14 protein-coding genes are annotated in these 13,576 nt (G+C 55.7%); 5 read left to right on the top strand and 9 right to left on the bottom strand.

What is annotated here, in order from left to right:
- Nucleotides 1–91 precede the first annotated feature (91 nt).
- Entirely contained in the window at nucleotides 92–451 is a 360-nt protein-coding gene (locus AC4OVS_RS15690; RefSeq protein ID WP_023305715.1) for a protein YbgS, read from the bottom strand.
- A 304-nt stretch (nucleotides 452–755) separates the two neighbouring features.
- On the opposite strand from AC4OVS_RS15690, the gene aroG reads away from it, so the two are divergent.
- On the top strand, nucleotides 756–1,808 hold the full coding sequence (gene aroG / locus AC4OVS_RS15685; RefSeq protein WP_022647478.1) for a 3-deoxy-7-phosphoheptulonate synthase AroG: 1,053 nt from the start codon (nucleotides 756–758) through the stop codon (nucleotides 1,806–1,808).
- Between the two features lie 61 nt (nucleotides 1,809–1,869).
- Here the strand turns inward: aroG and gpmA are convergent, their stop codons facing one another.
- From gpmA to modE, 7 genes are all read right to left on the bottom strand, one after another.
- Nucleotides 1,870–2,622, bottom strand: a complete 753-nt coding sequence (gpmA, locus tag AC4OVS_RS15680; protein WP_003858562.1) for a 2,3-diphosphoglycerate-dependent phosphoglycerate mutase — start codon at nucleotides 2,620–2,622, stop codon at nucleotides 1,870–1,872.
- A 273-nt stretch (nucleotides 2,623–2,895) separates the two neighbouring features.
- The gene (galM, locus tag AC4OVS_RS15675) at nucleotides 2,896–3,939 is read right to left on the bottom strand and encodes a galactose-1-epimerase (protein ID WP_491922554.1); all 1,044 of its coding nucleotides are present in this window, start codon (nucleotides 3,937–3,939) and stop codon (nucleotides 2,896–2,898) included.
- A complete protein-coding gene (gene galK / locus AC4OVS_RS15670; RefSeq protein WP_045309135.1) occupies nucleotides 3,933–5,081 on the bottom strand; it encodes a galactokinase in 1,149 nt (382 codons plus the stop codon). The genes galM and galK overlap by 7 nt, the downstream gene beginning before the upstream one ends.
- Nucleotides 5,082–5,083: 2 nt before the next feature.
- Nucleotides 5,084–6,130: a galactose-1-phosphate uridylyltransferase gene (gene galT / locus AC4OVS_RS15665; protein WP_022647481.1), complete on the bottom strand. Its 1,047-nt coding sequence runs from the start codon at nucleotides 6,128–6,130 to the stop codon at nucleotides 5,084–5,086.
- 9 nt (nucleotides 6,131–6,139) lie between these two features.
- Nucleotides 6,140–7,156 (bottom strand): UDP-glucose 4-epimerase GalE, encoded by a 1,017-nt coding sequence (gene galE / locus AC4OVS_RS15660; RefSeq protein WP_023299622.1) that lies wholly within the window; start codon nucleotides 7,154–7,156, stop codon nucleotides 6,140–6,142.
- A gap of 201 nt (nucleotides 7,157–7,357) precedes the next feature.
- Nucleotides 7,358–8,830, bottom strand: coding sequence for a molybdate ABC transporter ATP-binding protein ModF (gene modF / locus AC4OVS_RS15655; protein WP_491922553.1), 1,473 nt, complete (start codon nucleotides 8,828–8,830; stop codon nucleotides 7,358–7,360).
- A gap of 67 nt (nucleotides 8,831–8,897) precedes the next feature.
- Complete coding sequence (modE, locus tag AC4OVS_RS15650; protein WP_491922552.1) at nucleotides 8,898–9,686, bottom strand: molybdenum-dependent transcriptional regulator; 789 nt, start codon at nucleotides 9,684–9,686, stop codon at nucleotides 8,898–8,900.
- A gap of 127 nt (nucleotides 9,687–9,813) precedes the next feature.
- On the opposite strand from modE, the gene AC4OVS_RS15645 reads away from it, so the two are divergent.
- The 4 genes from AC4OVS_RS15645 (at nucleotide 9,814) to modC (ending at nucleotide 12,668) form a co-directional block, all read left to right on the top strand.
- Entirely contained in the window at nucleotides 9,814–9,966 is a 153-nt protein-coding gene (locus tag AC4OVS_RS15645) for an AcrZ family multidrug efflux pump-associated protein (protein WP_003858549.1), read from the top strand.
- 178 nt (nucleotides 9,967–10,144) lie between these two features.
- Nucleotides 10,145–10,921, top strand: coding sequence for a molybdate ABC transporter substrate-binding protein (gene modA, locus AC4OVS_RS15640; protein ID WP_023299624.1), 777 nt, complete (start codon nucleotides 10,145–10,147; stop codon nucleotides 10,919–10,921).
- Entirely contained in the window at nucleotides 10,918–11,610 is a 693-nt protein-coding gene (modB, locus tag AC4OVS_RS15635; protein WP_045309132.1) for a molybdate ABC transporter permease subunit, read from the top strand. Before modA ends, modB begins: the two co-directional genes overlap by 4 nt.
- Nucleotides 11,610–12,668, top strand: a complete 1,059-nt coding sequence (gene modC, locus AC4OVS_RS15630; protein WP_491922551.1) for a molybdenum ABC transporter ATP-binding protein ModC — start codon at nucleotides 11,610–11,612, stop codon at nucleotides 12,666–12,668. Before modB ends, modC begins: the two co-directional genes overlap by 1 nt.
- On the opposite strand, the gene AC4OVS_RS15625 is transcribed toward modC, so the two are convergent.
- On the bottom strand, nucleotides 12,669–13,487 hold the full coding sequence (locus AC4OVS_RS15625; RefSeq protein ID WP_022647486.1) for a pyridoxal phosphatase: 819 nt from the start codon (nucleotides 13,485–13,487) through the stop codon (nucleotides 12,669–12,671).
- Nucleotides 13,488–13,576 lie beyond the last annotated feature (89 nt).

Here is a 13,576-nt window from a genome sequence, read left to right as displayed (position 1 = left end):
TCCTGATTTATTATTATTTTTAGTGTAGCGTTTTTAAGAGCTTAAATAAAAAAGGAGAGCATTCGCTCTCCCTCTTTTACCTTACGGAAGGTTACTGGGTAGTACCGTCCGTTTTGGGATTGGCATCGCTGCCCACTTTGTCATTCGGGTCCGGGCACTTCCCGTCTTTACACATTGAGTTTTTGTGAACTTCGTCAGTGCTCATACCGTCATGGTTCATCGTGCCGGTATTCGTACCGCCGGTGTTGGTATTGCCCGTGTTGATATTACTGTTATCAACATTATTTGGCGCGATATTCTGTTTTGCATCCGGCGCAACCTGGCCCGCTTCGGCAGCGGCATTCGCGTCGCCGTTGCTGCCGGAGGAGCCTGTATCGGCTGCCAGTACGCTACCGCTTGCCAGGGTAAGGGTTGCCGTCAGGAAAAGCGTAGTCAGTTTCGTCATTTTCATCATGGTGCTCCTGTTCTTATCGTTACGCTGGATAACATTCTCCAACAGTGCATCTTGTTCAGTGGCGAAAGATCCCAGATTCCTGAATTATGTCAGGATGGAATCGCGTATAAGTATTTAAAAACAGTCGTTACAAGTAAAAAGCTTAGGCGAGATCTCATTTTTCGCTATTTTGTTGCGTATTTTAGGCGAATTCCAGGAATTATCTGCGCGAAGTGTAAAATCCCGTTTACACTTCGTGACCGACAAGTTAGATTGAAAGCATTGCTTTCATTACTAAAGATATGGCAGAGCCGGAAAGAAGATGAATTATCAGAACGACGATTTACGCATTAAAGAGATCAATGAGTTATTACCTCCCGTAGCGCTCCTTGAAAAATTCCCCGCCACCGAAAATGCCGCCAACACGGTGTCTCATGCCCGCAAGGCGATCCACAAGATCCTGAAAGGTAGCGACGATCGTCTTCTGGTGGTCATCGGACCGTGCTCCATTCACGATCCTGCTGCGGCCAAAGAGTACGCGTCACGTCTGCTCACCCTGCGCGAAGAGCTGAAGGGCGAACTGGAAATTGTGATGCGCGTTTATTTCGAAAAACCGCGTACCACCGTGGGCTGGAAAGGGTTGATCAACGATCCGCACATGGACAACAGTTTCCAGATCAACGACGGCCTGCGTATTGCGCGTAAGCTGCTGCTGGAGATTAACGACAGCGGGCTGCCTGCTGCCGGAGAATTCCTCGATATGATCACCCCGCAGTATCTGGCTGACCTGATGAGCTGGGGCGCTATTGGTGCGCGTACGACTGAATCGCAGGTTCACCGTGAGCTGGCGTCTGGCCTGTCATGCCCGGTGGGTTTCAAAAACGGCACTGATGGCACCATCAAAGTCGCTATTGATGCCATCAATGCGGCTGGCGCGCCGCACTGCTTCCTGTCGGTGACTAAGTGGGGCCACTCGGCTATCGTGAATACCAGCGGTAATGGCGATTGCCATATCATTCTGCGCGGCGGTAAAGAGCCTAACTACAGCGCAAAACACGTGGCGGAAGTGAAGGCGGGTCTGGAGAAAGCGGGACTGGCGCCGCAGATCATGATCGATTTCAGCCATGCGAACTCAAGCAAACAGTTCAAAAAGCAGATGGAAGTTGGTGCAGACGTTTGTCAGCAAATCGCCAACGGTGAACGCGCAGTGATTGGGGTGATGATTGAGAGCCATCTGGTGGAAGGCAATCAGAACCTGGAGGGCAGCGAGCCGCTGGTCTACGGTAAGAGCGTGACGGATGCCTGCATTGGCTGGGATGATACCGATGCGATCCTGCGTCAGCTGGCGGATGCGGTAAAAGCGCGTCGCGGTTAAGTTTATCGCGGGCAATAAAAAAGCGTGGATTGCTCCACGCTTTTTTTATGTCCGGCGAAAATTACTTCGCTTTACCCTGGTTCGCCACGGCCGCCGCTTTTGCAGCGATTTCGTCGGCGTTACCCAGGTAGTAATGTTTAACTGGCTTGAAGTTTTCGTCGAACTCGTACACCAGCGGCACGCCGGTAGGGATGTTCAGCTCGAGGATTTCATCTTCACCCATGTTGTCCAGGTATTTCACCAGCGCACGCAGGGAGTTACCGTGAGCAGCGATAATGACGCGCTCGCCGCTTTTCAGGCGTGGCAGAATGGTTTCGTTCCAGTAAGGCACAACACGGTCGATGGTCAGCGCCAGGCTTTCGGTCTGCGGCAGTTCAGCCTCAGTCAGCTTCGCGTAACGCGGATCGTGGCCTGGGTAGCGCTCGTCATCTTTGCTCAGCTCTGGAGGCGTGACCGCAAAACCACGACGCCACTGCTTAACCTGCTCGTCACCGTATTTTTCTGCGGTTTCTGCTTTGTTCAGACCTTGCAGCGCACCGTAGTGACGCTCGTTCAGTTTCCAGGATTTCTCAACCGGCAGCCAGGCCTGATCCAGCTCGTCCAGAATGTTCCACAGGGTATGGATGGCACGTTTCAGCACAGAGGTGTAAGCAAAGTCAAAGGTGAAGCCTTCTTCTTTCAGCAGTTTACCTGCCGCTTTTGCTTCGCTCACGCCTTTCTCGGACAGATCAACGTCATACCAACCGGTGAAGCGGTTTTCGTTGTTCCACTGGCTTTCGCCGTGGCGCACCAGGACAAGCTTAGTATTAGCCATTTCTTACTCCTCAAGCATTTTGAATGATAACAATTCTCATTATATTGCCGTGACTGTGCCAGCAGCAACGCTTAACCCTAACCATAGCGAAAATAGTTCGAGAGTGTAAGATGCATGTGAATCCAGGGTTATGATTTTGTCTGCGATCGCCGCTATTTTCAGCAAGCTGAGCGGAAAAAAGCCCTCGCGGTGAGGGCCAGGCTTTTTGCCGGATGGCGCTTCGCTTATCCGGCCTACATTCGTAGGCCCGTGCACGCGTAGCGCCGCCGGACATTATGCGCGCGGAATGAAATGATACTCTGTGACGCTTACGTACTCTTCACCCGGACGCAGCACGCAGTCCGGCTGCGGCCATTCAGGATGGTTAGGACTGTCCGGCAGGAACTCGCTCTCCAGCGCCAGACCTTGCCAGGCGGCGTAGTCGTTATGTTCACGCGCCGTGGTCCCCTCCAGGTAGTTACCGGAGTAGAACTGCAGGGCAGGGGCGGTGGTGTAGACCGTCATCTGTAACTTCTCATCCGTAGACCAGACCTGTGCGGCAGGTTGAGAAAGATCGCCTTTCGCCTGCAACAGGAAAGCGTGGTCGTAGCCTTTCACCTTGCGCTGATCGTCATCACTCAGGAAATCCTGGGCGATGGTTTTCGGCTGACGGAAATCAAAGCTATTACCGCTTACCGGTTTCAGCCCCTGATAAGGGATACCCATCTCATCGACCGGCAGATACGCGTCCGCCAGGATCTGGAGTTTGTGGCTGCGGACATCGGTCTGATTGCCGTCAAGGTTGAAATAGGCGTGGTTAGTCAGGTTGACCGGGCACGGCTTGTCGACGGTCGCGCGGTACTCAATGGCGATACGATTATCTTCGGTCAGGGTAAAGCGCGCGGTTGCGGTGAGATTGCCCGGGAAGCCCTGGTCTCCGTCGAGGGAGTCCAGAGAGAACCAGACCTCACCGTCATTTTGCTGCACAATCTTCCAGCGACGTTTATCAAACCCTTCGGGGCCGCCGTGCAGCTGATTTTCACCCTGGCTGGCAAGCAGGGAATAGGTTACGCCGTCCAGCGTAAACCGGCTTCTGGCGATGCGGTTGGCGTAGCGGCCTATGGATGCGCCCAGAAAAGCGGTCTGCTCGATATACTGCTCGGGCGATGCGCAGCCGAGCAGGGTTTCGCGCACGCTGCCGTCAGGCATTGGTACGCGGGCAGAAAGTAACGTTGCGCCCCAGTCCATCAGCGTAACCACCATCCCGGCGCTGTTGCGCAGGGTCAACAGGCGATACGGCAGACCATCCGATGCGAGAGTAGGTGTTTCGTTTAGCACTGTCCGGCTCCTTGTGATGCTTTGCAGACATAGAAAGTCTCTTTGATGCCCGTTTTGGCTTCGTACTGCTTAGCCACCGCGTCCTGAATGGCAGGGACCAGCTCTTCCGGCACCAGGGCGACGACACAGCCGCCAAATCCACCCCCGGTCATACGCACGCCGCCTTTGTCGCCAATCGTGGCTTTCACAATTTCAACCAGGGTGTCGATTTGTGGCACGGTGATTTCGAAATCGTCGCGCATGGAGGCATGCGATTCGGCCATCAGCTCGCCCATCCGTTTCAGGTCACCTTTCGCCAGCGCGGAGGCGGCTTCTACGGTACGGGCATTTTCCGTCAGCACGTGACGCACGCGCTTAGTGACAACCGGATCCAGTTCGTGGGCAACCTTGTTAAATTCGTCAAGTGAGACATCACGCAGGGCTGGCTGCTGGAAGAAGCGCGCGCCGGTTTCACACTGCTCGCGGCGGGTGTTGTACTCGCTCCCCACCAGGGTGCGTTTGAAGTTGCTGTTGATGATCACCACAGCCGCACCTTTTGGCAGTGGAACCGCTTTGGTCCCGAGGGAGCGGCAGTCAATCAGCAAAGCATGTTCTTTCTTGCCCAGCGCGGAAATCAGCTGATCCATAATGCCGCAGTTGCAGCCCACGAACTGGTTTTCCGCTTCCTGACCGTTGAGGGCGATCTGCGCCCCGTCCAGCGGCAGATGATAAAGCTGCTGGAACACGGTGCCGACCGCCACTTCCAGCGATGCGGAAGAGCTTAATCCCGCCCCCTGCGGCACGTTGCCGCTGATCACCAGATCGGCCCCGCCGAAATTCTTGTTACGCTTCAGAAGATGCTTCACCACGCCGCGAACATAGTTCGACCACTGCTGGCTGTCGTGGGTCACGATCGGCGCATCGAGGGAAAATTCGTCAATTTCGTTGCCGTAATCCGCGGCGATCACTCGCACGTTACGATCTGAACGTTTCGTGCAGGCGATCACCGTCTGGTAGTCGATGGCACACGGCAGGACAAAACCGTCGTTATAGTCGGTGTGCTCGCCGATCAGATTAACGCGGCCTGGCGCCTGGATAATATGGGTGGCAGGGTAGCCAAATTTTTCAGCAAACAGGGATTGTGTTTTATCTTTCAGACTCATTTTTAGACTCCTGATTCGCGGTAATGGACGTCGCTAACGGCACGCAGGCGTTCTGCCGCCTGTTCCGCCGTCAGGTCGCGCTGGGTTTCCGCCAGCATTTCATAGCCCACCATGAATTTACGTACCGTCGCAGAACGCAGCAGCGGCGGATAGAAGTGTGCATGTAACTGCCAGTGTTGATTCTCTTCGCCGTTAAACGGCGCACCGTGCCAGCCCATGGAGTAGGGGAAGGAACACTGGAACAGGTTGTCGTAGCGGCTGGTCAGTTTTTTCAGCGCCAGGGCAAGGTCGTCTCGCTGGGCGTCGCTGAGGTCCGTAATACGCTGAACATGGGCCTTTGGCAGCAGCAGCGTTTCAAACGGCCACGCCGCCCAGTAAGGGACTACCGCAAGCCAGTGCTCGGTTTCCACCACAGTGCGGCTGCCATCCGCCAGCTCACGCTGGGTGTAATCCACCAGCATCGGCGAACCGTTCTGGGCGAAATAGGCTTTTTGCAGCCGGTCTTCACGTTCGGCTTCGTTCGGCAGGAAGCTGTTCGCCCAGATCTGGCCGTGCGGATGCGGGTTAGAGCAGCCCATAGCCGCGCCTTTATTTTCAAATACCTGCACCCACGGATAGGTCTGGCCCAGCTCCGCCGTTTGCGCCTGCCAGGTGCTGACCACCTCTTTCAGCGCCTCAACGCTCAGCTCCGGCAGCGTTTTGCTGTGATCGGGAGAGAAGCAGATCACGCGGCTGGTGCCGCGGGCGCTTTCGCAGCGCATCAGCGGGTCGTGGTTTTCCGGCGCGTCCGGCGTGTCGGTCATCAGCGCCGCAAAATCGTTAGTGAAAACGAAGGTGCCTTTGTAGTTCGGGTTTGTATCGCCCGTCACGCGCGTGTTGCCCGGACAGAGGAAGCAGTCCGGATCGTGCTGCGGCAGCGACTGTTTTGCAGGCGTCTCTTGCGCCCCCTGCCAGGGGCGCTTGGCGCGATGCGGTGAAACTAAAATCCATTGCCCGCTGAGCGGGTTAAAACGACGATGCGGGTGATCAACGGGATTGAATTGTGTCATGACAAATCCTTAATCCGGATAACCCTGCGGATGGCGTGACTGCCAGTGCCAGGTATCCTGTGCCATTTCATCAAGCGTGCGGGTAACACGCCAGTTAAGCTCTTTATCCGCTTTGGTGGCATCGGCCCAGTAAGCCGGGAGGTCGCCATCACGACGCGGCGCGAAGTGATACTTCACTGGCTTGCCGCAGGCTTTACTGAAGGCATTCACCACATCCAGCACGCTGCTGCCGACGCCGGCGCCGAGGTTGTAAATATGCACGCCCGGTTTATCCGCCAGCTGCTGCATCGCCGCCACGTGGCCGTCGGCCAGATCCATCACGTGAATGTAATCGCGCACGCCGGTGCCGTCTTCGGTGGGATAATCGTTACCAAAAATCGCCAGGGAGTCGCGACGCCCTACGGCAACCTGCGCGATATACGGCATCAGGTTATTTGGAATGCCCTGCGGATCTTCACCCATGTCGCCTGACGGATGCGCGCCAACCGGGTTGAAGTAGCGCAGCAGCGCGATGCTCCACTCAGGCTGGGCTTTTTGCAGGTCGGTCAGGATCTGCTCGACCATCAGCTTGCTTTTGCCATACGGGCTTTGCGGCGTACCGGTCGGGAAGCTTTCAACGTAAGGAATTTTTGGCTGATCGCCGTAGACGGTCGCGGAAGAGCTGAAGATAAAGTTTTTCACGTTTGCCGCACGCATGGCGGAGATCAGACGCAGGGTACCGTTGACGTTGTTGTCGTAGTACTCAAGCGGTTTTGCTACCGATTCGCCCACCGCTTTCAGGCCCGCGAAGTGGATAACGGTTTCAATCGCGTGATCGTGAAGGATTTCAGTCATCAATGCTTCATTGCGGATATCGCCTTCCACGAAAGTCGGCTGTTTACCCGAAAGGCGTTCAATGACCGGCAGCACGCTGCGCTTACTGTTGCACAGGTTATCAAGAATGACGACATCGTGGCCGCTTTGCAGAAGTTGTACGCAGGTATGACTTCCTATGTAACCGCTACCACCTGTTACCAGAACTCGCATATTTCGCTCCATTAGGCTTATGGTATGAATTAACCATAGCATATCAGAGACGCGAAAAGTGTGACATGGGATAAAATAGTGGTATCGTTTACACTGGTTTTCACAGGCGCTTTTTCACAGACTGAGTGCATTGTAGATCAAAGAGATAGAGATGTATTGTTGCAGGTTGTCTGAAAAGCGGAGGGCTGCGCCCTCCACGCGTTAATCGATTTTGCTCAGCAGGTAGCGGTAATGCTCGCCGTCAGGCACAAATTCCAGCCGATGGGTGATGCAGGACGGGGCATCCTCAGCATGGTGGGAGACAAACAGCAGCTGGGTTTCACCTTCGCTAATCAGGACATCCACAAAGCGGCGGATCAGCTGACGGTTGAGGGGATCCAGCCCCTGCAACGGTTCATCAAGAATCAGCAGAGTAGGATGCTTAACCAGCGCGCGGACGATCAATGCCAGCCGCTGCTGCCCCCACGACAGGCTGTGGAATGGCGCATCGGCTACCCGGTTGTCCATACCCAGAATATCCAGCCACTGCTGCGCCAGCTTGTGCTGCTTGTCGGATACCGCCTGATAAATACCAATGGAGTCGAAGAAGCCAGAGAGGATCACGTTTCGCACCGTAGTGCTCACCCGGTAGTCCAGATGCAGGCTGCTGCTGACATAACCGATATGCTTTTTGATATCCCAGATGGTTTCCCCGCTGCCGCGGCGGCGGCCGAAGAGGGTCAAATCGTTGCTGTAACCCTGCGGGTGATCGCCAGTGATCAGGCTTAGCAGCGTGGATTTACCCGCCCCGTTGGGGCCGACGATCTGCCAGTGCTCACCAGGATTAACCGTCCAGCTGAGATGATTAAGAATAGGGAGATCGTCGTAAGCAACCACCCCATCGCGCAGCACAATGCGCGGCTGGTCAGGATCCAGCCCGTGGCGTGCCGAAGGGGCATCCGGCTCCGGCAGCGCAATACCGTCCAGTTTCTCGCTGTGGGCCAGCTGTGCAATTAGCGCCTGCCGGAGCAGTACGGCTTTCTCGCCGGTTTCGGTCAGGCTACAGTCCGCCAGCACGCCCGCGTAATGTACGAAATCCGGGATCTCATCAAAGCGGTTAAGGACCAGCACAAGGGTGTATCCCTGCTGGTTAAGCGACGCCAGCAACGCTGCCAGCTGCGCACGGGACTGCACATCCAGTCCGTCAAACGGTTCATCCAGAATCAGGAGTTCCGGCTCGCTCATCAGCGCCTGACACAGCAGCGTTTTGCGCGTCTCGCCGGTAGAGAGATATTTAAAGCGGCGGTTAAGCAGGGCGGTAATGCCAAATTGCTCCGCCAGCTGCTGACAGCGGGCAGGATCTTTTATCTCATCCTGGATAATGTCCGCCGTCGTGCGGCCGGTATCTTCTTCGCCGGGGCTGAGCAAATCGGTATTGTTACGCTGCCACTCATCGCTGACCAGCTTTTGCAGCTGTTCAAAGGAAAGGCGCGTCAGCCGGGTAAAGGTGCACTGACGCTCACCCTTCAGCTGGGTTAATTCGCCTGCCAGAGCGCGGGCCAGCGCGGATTTTCCGCTGCCGTTCGTGCCCACAAACGCCCAGCTTTCTCCGGCGCGAAGGGTTAACTCTGGCAGCGATAAGGTACGGGTATCGCTAAGACGAAACGTGCCTTGCGAAATATGCAATGATGACATGTGTTATCCCATTTTTTGCAGCAACAGATGTCAGGGATACTCAGTGTTGGTGGGGTTGTCAATGCGCTTAGCACAATGTGGCGATAATTACCCGGTCTGCATTGAAATATGCGGTCACCACAGCACCTTCATCTAATTCGGTCGCGTCGTTCACCGGAACGGTGGCGCAGAGCGACTGTCCATCCGGCAGGGTCATCAGCACTTCACACTGTTCTGCGCCGCGCTCGATGTGGCTGATACGCCCGCGTAGCTGGTTGTCGGCCTCGGCGGCCTGCTCAGGGTTAAGCGTGATGCTGATCCAGGGCGCTTTGAGTAATACCAGCACTTCCTGACCTTCGTTCAGCCCGAGGCGTTGACCGCTTTGCGCGGTGATGGCGGCTTTCAGGCGCGTTGTGCCGTCCGCGAGCAGGATCTCAATATGCTCCTGCACCTGCGAATGATCGCGCCCCGTCACCGTACCAAACCATTGGTTGCGGGCGCTGGTCTGCAAAGAGAAACGGGAGATGGCGCCCAGCAGGCTGTCCAGCGGCAGGTTGTCGTCATCGCTCAGCACATCAAATGCTTTTTGCTGGATCTGCGCCAGTAAGTCATAGAGCTGGATCAGGCGTTGCCCGTAACGCGTCAACACGGCGCCGCCGCCGCCTTTTCCGCCGGTGGCGCGCTCTACCAGCGTTTGTTCGCTCAGGATGTTCATGTCGTTAATCGCATCCCAGGCGCTTTTATAGCTGATGCCGGCGTTTTTGGCTCCCTGGCTAATCGAGCCAGTTTGTTCTATTTGTTTTAACAGGGCGATGCGTCGCGGATCGGCGAAAAGCTTCTGCTGAAGTCGTAGGGTGAGGAGAATTTCGGCCTGCATAACAATGTCCCGGCAAAAAGGTTATTGTGACCCAAATGTCCGGGTGCGGAAAGCGCACCGCACAAAAGGGGATGTTTTTCTTACTTTTCAGGGTAGAATAAGCCGTTCACAAGATCTGGAGAAAACCATGTTAGAGTTGTTGAAAAGTCTGGTATTCGCGGTAATCATGGTGCCAGTAGTGATGGCTATCATCCTCGGTGCCATCTACGGCCTGGGTGAAGTGTTCAACGTCTTTTCGAACATTGGTCATCGTCGTGACCAGCCTAAAAAGCAGCAATGATTTCCTCCAAAACGCCCGGCCAGCCCGGGCGTTTTGCTCTCAAGTTTATTCCTCTCCCGCCGATATCTTTTACAACGTTCCTTGAGTTTACGCATTAATGGGTACGATTTAGCGCTAGGAACGCCTGCGATATGTCGTTATATTTGTTTGTATATAACGATACGCACAGGAGCTTCAAATGGCACGTTCATGGGTACGCCTTTTCGCAGGGGCAACGCTGACTCTCTCACTCACCGGCCACGCGCTGGCGGATGAAGGAAAAATCACGGTCTTTGCGGCGGCGTCGCTGACTAACGCGATGCAGGATATTGCTGCAGTATACAAAAAAGAGAAAAACGTCGAGGTCGTATCGTCGTTTGCCTCCTCGTCGACGCTGGCCCGCCAGATCGAAGCGGGGGCACCGGCTGATCTGTTCATCTCTGCCGATCAGAAATGGATGGACTACGCGGTGGAGAAAAAATCTGTTGATACGGCTAGCCGCGAAACGCTGCTGGGAAATAGCCTGGTGGTGGTCGCGCCCGCAAACAGCAAGCAGGGCGACATCGCCATCAACAAACAGACGGACTGGACCCGTCTGCTCAACGGTGGCCGTCTGGCGGTGGGCGATCCGGAGCATGTCCCTGCCGGGATTTATGCGAAAGAAGCGCTGCAAAAACTGGGCGCATGGGAGACCTTATCGCCGAAGCTGGCTCCCGCAGAAGATGTGCGCGGCGCGCTGGCGCTGGTGGAGCGTAACGAAGCGCCACTCGGGATCGTTTACGGCTCCGATGCCGTCGCCAGTAAAGGTGTGAAGGTGGTCGGTACCTTCCCGGAAGACTCGCATAAGAAAGTAGAATATCCTGTTGCGATAGTTGATGGACATAAAAATGCGACCGTGACGGCCTTCGTTGACTACCTGAAGGGGCCTGAAGCGTCCGCTATCTTTAAACGTTACGGATTTACGACTCACGAATGATATTGACCGAACCTGAATGGCAGGCCGTGCTGCTGAGCCTGAAAGTCTCTTCCCTGGCGGTTGCGCTGAGTTTGCCCTTTGGGGTGTTCTTTGCCTGGTTACTGGTTCGCGTGAAGTTTCCAGGCAAAGCCCTGCTCGACAGTGTTCTCCATCTTCCGCTCGTGTTACCGCCTGTGGTGGTCGGCTATCTGCTGCTGATCTCCATGGGGCGACGCGGTTTTATCGGCGAATGGCTGTACGACTGGTTCGGCCTGACCTTTGCTTTCAGCTGGCGCGGCGCGGTTCTGGCCGCGGCAGTAATGTCCTTCCCGCTAATGGTGCGCGCTATCCGCCTGGCGCTGGAGGGGGTGGATATCCGGCTAGAGCAGGCCGCCCGCACGCTGGGCGCAGGCCGCTGGCGGGTATTCCTGACCATTACGCTTCCGCTCACCTTACCGGGCATTATCGTCGGTACGGTGTTAGCCTTCGCCCGCTCACTGGGTGAGTTCGGCGCGACCATCACCTTTGTGTCCAACATTCCCGGCGAGACGCGGACCATCCCGTCGGCCATGTATACCCTGATTCAAACCCCGGGTGGCGAAAGTGCGGCGGCCCGGCTGTGTATTATTTCGATTGTACTCGCCCTGGTCTCGCTGCTGGTGTCTGAATGGCTGGCGCGCCTCAGCCGTGAACGGATGGGGAAACCGTGATGCTGGAACTCAACTTTACGCAAACCCTGGGCAGCCACACTCTGACGCTTAACGAAACGCTGCCTGCCAGCGGTATCACCGCCATTTTTGGCGTTTCCGGGGCAGGGAAAACGTCGCTGATTAATGCGATTAGCGGCCTGACGCGTCCCCAGTCTGGCAGAATTGTGTTAAATAACCGCGTCTTAAACGACGCGGAGAAGAAAGTCTGCCTGTCACCGGATAAGCGCCGCATCGGCTATGTGTTTCAGGATGCGCGCCTGTTTCCGCACTACAGCGTGCGCGGAAATCTGCGCTATGGCATGGCAAAAAGCATGGCCGGACAGTTCGATAAGCTGGTGGCGCTGCTGGGCATCGAACCGCTGCTCGATCGTCTCCCGTCTTCGCTGTCGGGTGGTGAAAAACAGCGCGTGGCGATTGGCCGCGCCCTGTTAACCGCGCCGGAATTGTTGCTGCTGGATGAGCCGCTGGCCTCGCTGGATATTCCGCGCAAGCGCGAGTTGCTGACGTATCTGCAACGTCTGGCGCGGGAAATCAACGTGCCCATGCTGTACGTCAGCCATTCGCTGGATGAGATCTTACATCTGGCCGACAAAGTGCTGGTGCTGGAGGCGGGCAGGGTGAAGGCATTCGGCAATCTGGAAGAGGTATGGGGGAGCAGCGTTATGCATCCGTGGCTGCCAAAGGAGCAGCAGAGCAGCATTCTGAAGGTGAGCGTGCTGGAGCACCATCCACATTATGCGATGACCGCGCTGGCGCTGGGTGACCAGCATTTGTGGGTGAATAAAATCGATACGCCGATTCAGTCCACGTTACGGATCCGCATTCAGGCGTCGGATGTCTCCCTGGTGCTGCAACCGCCGCTGCAAACCAGTATCCGCAATATTTTGCGCGCAAAAGTGGCGCAGTGTTTTGATGATAACGGCCAGGTAGAAGTGCAACTGGAAGTGGGCAACAGAACGCTGTGGGCGCGCATCAGCCCGTGGGCCAGGGATGAGCTGGGCATCAAGCCTGGCCTGTGGCTTTACGCGCAAATCAAGAGCGTCTCTATCACCGCCTGATTACAGCAGGTGGGTATAAATATACTGCGCGATGCTGTCGGTGGTGTTATCGCCAATCACCACGTTAGCACGCGCTTTCACCGCATCATCGGCGTTGCCCATCGCCACGCCCGTTCCGGCCGCTTCCAGCATGCTGATGTCGTTATAGTTATCGCCGAAGGCAATCACGTCCTGCATTGACCAGCCCTGTGACTCAACGAACTGGGTCAAACGCTTTCCTTTGCTGTTGCCTTTACGGGCGATATCCACCTGATCGTGCCAGGACCATTCACATTCCAGACCCAGCGTATGCTCGACATGTTTTGCGAAGGTGTTCAGTTTGGCGGTGTCTTCATCGGTCAGGGCAAATTTCCAGATTGCCTGGACGTCTTCCGCCGCCTGGCGCAGGGAGGAAACCTGAGTGAACACCGGTCGCTGCGCTTCCGGCAAAGACAGGGCCCAGTTGCTGGTGCGGATCACATGGCCGGTAGGGCGTTCATACAGCATGGCGTTATCCACATACATCAGGCCGTGAATCGCGTGCTCATCCAGTAAATCAATCAATTGCAGCGCCTGCGGAACGGGAAGCGGATCAGAGGTTAAAACCTTTTTTGCCTGATAATCATACAAATAAGTGCCATTACAACAAATTGCAGGTGTATCTAAGCCCAGTGCCTGATAAAAAGGATGAATGGCTACGTGATGTCGACCCGTTACGATGAGAAGTTGATACCCCGCTTCCCGGGCTCGTTTGAGGGCCTCAAGAGAAGAGGGGAGCAGGGTTTTCTGAGGGGTAAGCAGTGTTCCGTCTAAATCCAGGGCAATCACTCGCGAGGTCATTTTTTCTTCCGGGTTAATGTTGAATTTAAGGTCTGTCGGGATGGTACACCGAGAGCGGAACCCTGCAAAATCCCGGACTACAATTCAGC

This window comes from Enterobacter sp. 4974935 (assembly GCF_058661735.1).
The sequence above is the reverse complement of the archived record's forward strand: the minus strand, read 5'-3'. Positions and strand labels throughout refer to the sequence as shown.

Excerpts from the sequence above, each read along its gene's own strand:
- galT (WP_022647481.1), bottom strand. The coding sequence starts at position 6,130 with ATGACACAATTCAATCCCGTTGATCACCCGCATCGTCGTTTTAACCCG.
- AC4OVS_RS15690 (WP_023305715.1), bottom strand. The coding sequence starts at position 451 with ATGAAAATGACGAAACTGACTACGCTTTTCCTGACGGCAACCCTTACC.
- modA (WP_023299624.1), top strand. The coding sequence starts at position 10,145 with ATGGCACGTTCATGGGTACGCCTTTTCGCAGGGGCAACGCTGACTCTC.
- modC (WP_491922551.1), top strand. The coding sequence starts at position 11,610 with ATGCTGGAACTCAACTTTACGCAAACCCTGGGCAGCCACACTCTGACG.
- aroG (WP_022647478.1), top strand. The coding sequence starts at position 756 with ATGAATTATCAGAACGACGATTTACGCATTAAAGAGATCAATGAGTTA.
- modF (WP_491922553.1), bottom strand. The coding sequence starts at position 8,830 with ATGTCATCATTGCATATTTCGCAAGGCACGTTTCGTCTTAGCGATACC.
- gpmA (WP_003858562.1), bottom strand. The coding sequence starts at position 2,622 with ATGGCTAATACTAAGCTTGTCCTGGTGCGCCACGGCGAAAGCCAGTGG.
- modE (WP_491922552.1), bottom strand. The coding sequence starts at position 9,686 with ATGCAGGCCGAAATTCTCCTCACCCTACGACTTCAGCAGAAGCTTTTC.
- galE (WP_023299622.1), bottom strand. The coding sequence starts at position 7,156 with ATGCGAGTTCTGGTAACAGGTGGTAGCGGTTACATAGGAAGTCATACC.
- AC4OVS_RS15645 (WP_003858549.1), top strand. The coding sequence starts at position 9,814 with ATGTTAGAGTTGTTGAAAAGTCTGGTATTCGCGGTAATCATGGTGCCA.
- AC4OVS_RS15625 (WP_022647486.1), bottom strand. The coding sequence starts at position 13,487 with ATGACCTCGCGAGTGATTGCCCTGGATTTAGACGGAACACTGCTTACC.
- modB (WP_045309132.1), top strand. The coding sequence starts at position 10,918 with ATGATATTGACCGAACCTGAATGGCAGGCCGTGCTGCTGAGCCTGAAA.
- galK (WP_045309135.1), bottom strand. The coding sequence starts at position 5,081 with ATGAGTCTGAAAGATAAAACACAATCCCTGTTTGCTGAAAAATTTGGC.